Annotated in this window: 6 protein-coding genes and 2 pseudogenes; 6 read left to right on the top strand and 2 right to left on the bottom strand. The window is 77.9% G+C overall.

Annotated elements, in window-relative coordinates; genetic code table 11:
• From ACYC1Z_RS13895 to ACYC1Z_RS13885, 3 genes and pseudogenes are all read left to right on the top strand, one after another.
• Positions 1 to 1,083: pseudogene (locus ACYC1Z_RS13895) on the top strand (N-acetylglucosamine-6-phosphate deacetylase); the annotation flags it as partial.
• A 4-nt stretch (positions 1,084 to 1,087) separates the two neighbouring features.
• A complete protein-coding gene (locus ACYC1Z_RS13890; RefSeq protein WP_461410117.1) occupies positions 1,088 to 1,399 on the top strand; it encodes a hypothetical protein in 312 nt (103 codons plus the stop codon).
• A 79-nt stretch (positions 1,400 to 1,478) separates the two neighbouring features.
• Positions 1,479 to 2,258: an alpha/beta fold hydrolase gene (locus ACYC1Z_RS13885; RefSeq protein ID WP_461410116.1), complete on the top strand. Its 780-nt coding sequence runs from the start codon at positions 1,479 to 1,481 to the stop codon at positions 2,256 to 2,258.
• A 4-nt stretch (positions 2,259 to 2,262) separates the two neighbouring features.
• On the opposite strand, the gene ACYC1Z_RS13880 is transcribed toward ACYC1Z_RS13885, so the two are convergent.
• Positions 2,263 to 2,766: a hypothetical protein gene (locus ACYC1Z_RS13880; protein ID WP_461410115.1), complete on the bottom strand. Its 504-nt coding sequence runs from the start codon at positions 2,764 to 2,766 to the stop codon at positions 2,263 to 2,265.
• Positions 2,767 to 2,807: 41 nt separating this feature from the next.
• Here ACYC1Z_RS13880 and ACYC1Z_RS13875 point away from each other — a divergent pair, with 41 nt between their 5' ends.
• Together ACYC1Z_RS13875 and ACYC1Z_RS13870 are read left to right on the top strand one after the other, a co-directional pair.
• Positions 2,808 to 3,251: a hypothetical protein gene (locus ACYC1Z_RS13875; protein WP_461410114.1), complete on the top strand. Its 444-nt coding sequence runs from the start codon at positions 2,808 to 2,810 to the stop codon at positions 3,249 to 3,251.
• The gene (locus tag ACYC1Z_RS13870; protein WP_461410113.1) at positions 3,251 to 3,604 is read left to right on the top strand and encodes a GntR family transcriptional regulator; all 354 of its coding nucleotides are present in this window, start codon (positions 3,251 to 3,253) and stop codon (positions 3,602 to 3,604) included. Before ACYC1Z_RS13875 ends, ACYC1Z_RS13870 begins: the two co-directional genes overlap by 1 nt.
• Positions 3,605 to 3,624: 20 nt before the next feature.
• Here the strand turns inward: ACYC1Z_RS13870 and ACYC1Z_RS13865 are convergent, their stop codons facing one another.
• A complete protein-coding gene (locus ACYC1Z_RS13865; protein ID WP_461410112.1) occupies positions 3,625 to 4,656 on the bottom strand; it encodes a cell division protein DivIVA in 1,032 nt (343 codons plus the stop codon).
• Between the two features lie 240 nt (positions 4,657 to 4,896).
• On the opposite strand from ACYC1Z_RS13865, the pseudogene ACYC1Z_RS13860 reads away from it, so the two are divergent.
• Positions 4,897 to 5,558, top strand: a pseudogene (locus ACYC1Z_RS13860) (hypothetical protein); the annotation flags it as partial.

Here is a 5,558-nt window from a genome sequence, read left to right as displayed (position 1 = left end):
GGGGCCGACGTCGGAGGCGGCCGCGGCGGGGCACGGACCGGCGGTGGCCGCGACGCCCGCCCGCACCGGCTACGTGCTGCCGGGACTGGTGGACCTGCACTGCCACGGCGGCGGCGGGGCGTCGTTCCCCGACGCCACCGCTCGGGCGGCCGTGGCCGAGCACCGCCGCCACGGCACCACCACGCTCCTCGCGTCGCTGGTCGCCGCGAGCCCGGACACGCTGCGGGCCCGGGTACGGCTGCTCGCCGACCTCGCCGACCTCGCCGACCTCGCCGACCTCGCCGACCTCGCCGGGATCCACCTCGAGGGACCGTTCCTCGCCGCTGCCCGCTGCGGCGCGCAGGACCCGGTGCTGCTGCTCGCGCCCGACGCCGGGCTCACGGACGACCTCCTCGCCCTGGGGCGCGGGCACGTGGCGACCATGACACTCGCGCCCGAGCTGGTCGGCAGCCGCGGGCCCGGGGGCGTGGCGGCGCGACTCGCGGCCGCCGGGGCCCGGCCCTCGTGGGGCACACCGACGCCGGACCGGCGCACGCGCGCGCCGCCCTGGCCGAGCCGGGCCGACGACCCACCATCACCCACCTGTTCAACGGGATGCACCCGTTGCACCACCGCGACCCCGGCCCGATCGCCGAGTTCCTCGCCGGGGCCCGCCGCGTGGCGGCCGTCCTCGAGCTGATCGGCGACGGCACGCACGTCGACCCGGCCCTGGTGCGGGCCGTGGTCGAGCTCGTCGGGCCCGCCAACGTCGCCCTGGTCACCGACGCGATGGCCGCCGCTGGCATGCCCGACGGCGCCTACCGGCTGGGCTCGCAGGACGTGGTCGTGACCGACGGCATCGCCCGACTCGCGCGCGGCGGTGCCCTGGCCGGGGGGACCGCGCACCTGCTCGACGTCGTCCGCACCACCGTCGCCGGGGGAGTGCCGCTCGCGGACGCGGTGCGGATGGCCGCGACGACCCCGGCGGAGGTCCTGGGCCGCGGCGACATCGGCGCGCTGGCGGCCGGTCGCGCCGCGGACGTGGTCGTGACCGACGAGGACCTGCGGGTGCTGGAGGTCTACGCGCGCGGCGAGCGACAATAGGACCATGCCCTCGTCCCGCCGCTCGCGCCGCCGCCCGTACGTCGACGGGCACGTGCCGCTCGACCCGGATCGGCTGCGGTCCGTGCCCCGGGCCGAGGCCGGGCCGGACGGCTTCGCCTACACGGTGCGGCATGTGCGCGGCGCCGACAAGGAGTACCGCTGCCCGGGGTGCGACCAGCTCATCACGGCCGGCACCCCGCACGTCGTCGCCTGGCCGACCGACCACCTGCTCGGTGCGCAGGCCGGCCTGGACGCGCGCCGCCACTGGCACACCTCGTGCTGGCAGGCCCGCGGGCACCGCCGCCCCACCCGGTGACCGGCCACCCACCCCGCCGACCGGGCCGCCGCCGCCGCCCGCGCTGACGGACCGGGCGACCCGTGGCACCCTTCGACGTATGACGCTCGCACTGCACCACCACGGTCCCGACGACGCCCTCCCACTGGTCCTCCTGCACGGCTTCCCGCTCGACGCCTCGATGTGGGACGACGTCGTCGCCCTGCTCCCCGATCTGCCGGTGGTGACGGTGGACGCGCCCGGGTTCGGCGCCTCGGTCCTTGCGGGAGACCCGCCGCAGCCGTCGCTGGAGACCTACGCCGACGCCGTCGCCGCCGCCCTCGCCGGGGTCGGCATCACCCGCGCCGTCGTCGCCGGGCTGTCGATGGGCGGGTACGCCGTCCTCGCGCTCGCCGAGCGCCACCGCGGCCTGCTCGCCGCCGTCGGCCTCCTGGACGCCAAGGCCACCGCCGACGACGCCGCGGCCCGGGACGCGCGCCTGGCCGCCGCCACCGCTGCCGAGGGGGAAGCGGGGGCCGGCGTCGTCGCCGGGATGCTCACCACCACGCTCGGGGCGACGACGCTGCGGGAGCAGCCCGCCGTCGTCGAGGACCTGCGGGCCCGCCTGGCCGCGGCACCGCCGGCCGGGATCGCCTGGGCCCAGCGGGCCATGGCCCACCGCTCCGAACGCCTGTGGGTGCTCGAGGACCTGGAGGTGCCGGCGCTGGTCCTGCGCGGCGCCGAGGACGCGGGCGCCCCGCAGGAGGCCGCGGAGGCCATGGCCGCGGCACTGTCGGACGTCGAGGTCGTCGTCGTGCCGCGAGTCGGGCACATGAGCGCCCTCGAGGCGCCGGCGGCGGTCGCCGACGCACTGCGTGCGCTGCACGCCCGGGCGAGGTAGCGGGCTACCCTCCGCCGTCCCAGCCGGGCAGCAGCCGGTCGAGCGCCGTCGCCAGGTCCACCGAGTCGCCGTCCCGGCCGCCGGCGCCGAGCACGAGCGGCGGCTCCGCCGGCACCGGGTCGACGCCGCACAGCCGGGCCGCGAGGCCCAACCGCGCGGTGAGGACGTAGAACGAGACGTCGGTGCCCACCCCCACGCTGTGGTCCCGGCGCAGGTACCAGCCCGACGTGTGCGTCCGGGCCGTGCCGCCACCGTAGCCCTGCACCCGCAGCGGCTCGGTCGCCAGCCCCGCCGCGCGCGCGGCCGCGGCGAACCGGACGAGGAGGTCGGACGCCCGGCGGGTCGCGGCCAGGCGCCCGCGGTCGAGCATCGCGGCGCGCGCGGTGGCCGCCTCCCGGCGGTGCCGCGCCCAGTCCTCGTCCGCGCCGGCGCCGGTCACCGGTTCCGTGCCCACCGGGCCGGCCGCGCCCCCTGCCCCCTGCTCCATGCCTCCGGTCTCCTGCGCCACCCGCCCAGGGTAGTGCGGCGGTGAGGTCCTACGCTGGGGTCATGCCGACCGTCGTCCCCGCCCGCATCCGTCCTGCGACGGTCCTGGACGCCGTCGACGTCGCCCGCGTCGTCGGGTCCGCCCCCGCGTGGGAGGAGCGACTCCTCGAGCCCGGGGCGACGACGACCTGGGTGGCCGACCGTGGCGGGGAGGTCGTGGGCGTCGCCGTCGCGAAGGCGGCCGGGCCCGGCGCCCAGCGATCACTGGAGCTGGAGGTGCTCGACGTCCTCGCCACCGAGACGGACGCCGCGACGCGCGAGCACCTGCTCGAGCTGGCTGTCGGCGACGCGCCGTGCTTGGTGTGGGTCGGCGACGCGGACCAGGGGGCCCAGGAGTTCTTCGCCCGGCACGGGTTCGTGCCCGACGGCGCCCGGTCCGTCGCCGGTGCCGCGAGCCCGGGGGAGATCCGGGCCGGCAGCGGGGCCCGGATCCGGATGGTGCGCTGATGCGGCTCGACGTGCGCGTCGACGCCGATTCCCCGGCGCCGCCCTACGAGCAGGTCCGTGACCAGCTGCAGGACCTCATCAGGCTCGGCGCGCTGCCCGCTGGCACGCGCCTGCCGACCGTCCGTGGCCTCGCCGCCGAGCTCGGCCTGGCGGCGAACACGGTGGCCCGCGCCTACCGGGAGCTCGAGACCGCCGGATCGGTCGTCACCCGCGGACGTGCCGGCACCGTCGTGGCCGACGACGACGCCGAGCACGCCGCGAAGGCGGCGGCCGCGCAGTTCGCGGCTCGCGCCCGCGAGCTCGGCCTGCGCCCGGACCGTGCCGTGGCGCTCGTGCGGGCCGCGCTCGGCTGACGCAGCGACCGGCAGGCCGCTCAGGAGGTCTCGGCCGGTGCCGCGCCGCCGGAGCTCTCGGTGCCGATGACCCCGCGGAGGTCGGCGAGATAGGTCGCGACCGCCTCGCGCCGGCGGTGCAGCTCCTCGACCTGGGCCCGCGCCGTGGTGCGCGCCTCCTCGATCTCGCGCTCCGTCTCGTCCTTGAGCCGGTACGCCTGCGCTCGGGTCTCGGCGAGCAGCCGTCCCGCCTCCTCGCGGGCGGCGGTGCGCCGGTCCCGGACCTCGGCGTCGGTCTCGGCACCCAGCCGCTCGGCCCGGGCGACCGCCTCGGCGAGCCGCCGCTCGGCGTCGGCCGCCCGGGCCTCGCCGGTGCGGACCAGCTCGTCGGTGCCGGCGCGCGCGGACTCGTGCGCCGCCGCCGTCGCCAGCGCCGCGCGCGCCCGCAGCGCGGCGACCTCGCGCTCCGCCGTGGTGCGCAGCTCGGTGAGCTCCTGCTCCGTCGTCGTGCGCAGCACCGCGAGGTCCCGTTCGGTCGAGGAGACCCGTTCGCTCGTCTCGGCCGCCGTGACCGCCCGCAGCCGGGCCGACTCCCGCTCCGCGCTGGCCACCATCTCGTCGGCACGCCGCTGGGCGGACATCAGCAGCGTCTGCGCCTCCTCGCGCGCCTGCGTGAGGATCTCGGCGGCCTCCGCACGGGCCCCCGGCAGCAGGTCGGTGGCCTCCCGCTCGGCCTGCTCGGTGAGCTCCGCGGCGGTGGCGCTCGCCCGGGCCACGGTGCGCTCGGCCTCGTCGTTGGCGCGCCTGGTGACGTCGGAGGCCTGCTCCTCCGCGGACCGGAGGAGGTGCTCCACGCGCGCGCCGAGGCCCGCGTACGTGGGCCGCTCCGTCTCGCGCAGGAGCCGCTGCGACTCGGCGAGCTCGGCGGACAGTTTCAGGGTGCGGGCGTCGAGCACCCCGACCTCGCGCCGCGCCTCGGCGAGTGCCTCGCCGAGGCCATGGATGCGCTGGTCCACCTGGGCGCGGTCGTAGCCACGCAGCACCACCGGGAAGGCCGGCTGTTCCTCGGTCACGTCGTCCTCCTCACTCCGTGGGCCCTGCCCCGGCTCACTCCGTGGGCCCTGCCCCGGCTCACTCCGTGGGCCCTGCTCCGGCTCACTCCGTGGGCCCTGCTTCGGCCGACGAGATGGTCCGTGGCCAGGGTAACCGGGGTCCCGCCGGGGGTGTGGTGGGCGGCGACGGCGCCACCCGCTTATCCTGGGGCGGTTGACGTGTGTTTGACCTGCATCTCTACCTGGAGGACACCGATCCTCGTGACTCGCCGGATCATCTCTGTATCGCTCATCGTGCTCGGTGTGATCGTCGGCGCGCTCGCGATCGCCTCGGCGACCGTGTGGCGCCCCACCGACACCGTGACGCTGAGCCTGCCGGCCCGGCCCGCAGCGCCGCTGGTCCGCACCGAGGCGGGGGTGCTCGACGCCGTCGCGGACGAGGTCACGGTCACGGTGACCGGGGACGCCGACCAGCCCGTCACGCTGGTCGTCGGACGGGTCGCGGACGTCGACGCGTGGGTGGGCACGGATGCGCACACCGCCGTCACCGGCCTCGCGAGCTGGCACGAGCTCGAGGCCACCGACGTCGCGGGGGAGCCCCCCGCCGAGGGCGCCGCCGAGCAGCCCGCCGTGACCGCCGCGCTCGCCGGCTCCGACATGTGGGTGGTCTCCGAGACCGGCACCGGAAGCGTGGCGATCACCTGGGAGCACCGGCCCGGACGGTGGAGCGTCGTCGCCGCCACCGACGCCGGCCCCGGGCCCGACCTGGCGCTCACCTGGCCGGTGGAGGTCTCGACCCCGTGGCTGGTGCCCGGGGTGATCATCGCCGCCGTGCTCGGGCTCGCGGGGCTCGCGCTGCTCGTGCTGGAACTGCTCGAGGCGCGCGAGCTGCGCCGTCGGGGGGGGGGGGGGGGGGGGCGGGC

The organism is Georgenia sp., from assembly GCF_054605595.1.
The sequence above is the reverse complement of the archived record's forward strand: the minus strand, read 5'-3'. Positions and strand labels throughout refer to the sequence as shown.

Excerpts from the sequence above, each read along its gene's own strand:
- ACYC1Z_RS13890 (WP_461410117.1), top strand. The coding sequence starts at position 1,088 with ATGCCCTCGTCCCGCCGCTCGCGCCGCCGCCCGTACGTCGACGGGCAC.
- ACYC1Z_RS13885 (WP_461410116.1), top strand. The coding sequence starts at position 1,479 with ATGACGCTCGCACTGCACCACCACGGTCCCGACGACGCCCTCCCACTG.
- ACYC1Z_RS13875 (WP_461410114.1), top strand. The coding sequence starts at position 2,808 with ATGCCGACCGTCGTCCCCGCCCGCATCCGTCCTGCGACGGTCCTGGAC.
- ACYC1Z_RS13870 (WP_461410113.1), top strand. The coding sequence starts at position 3,251 with ATGCGGCTCGACGTGCGCGTCGACGCCGATTCCCCGGCGCCGCCCTAC.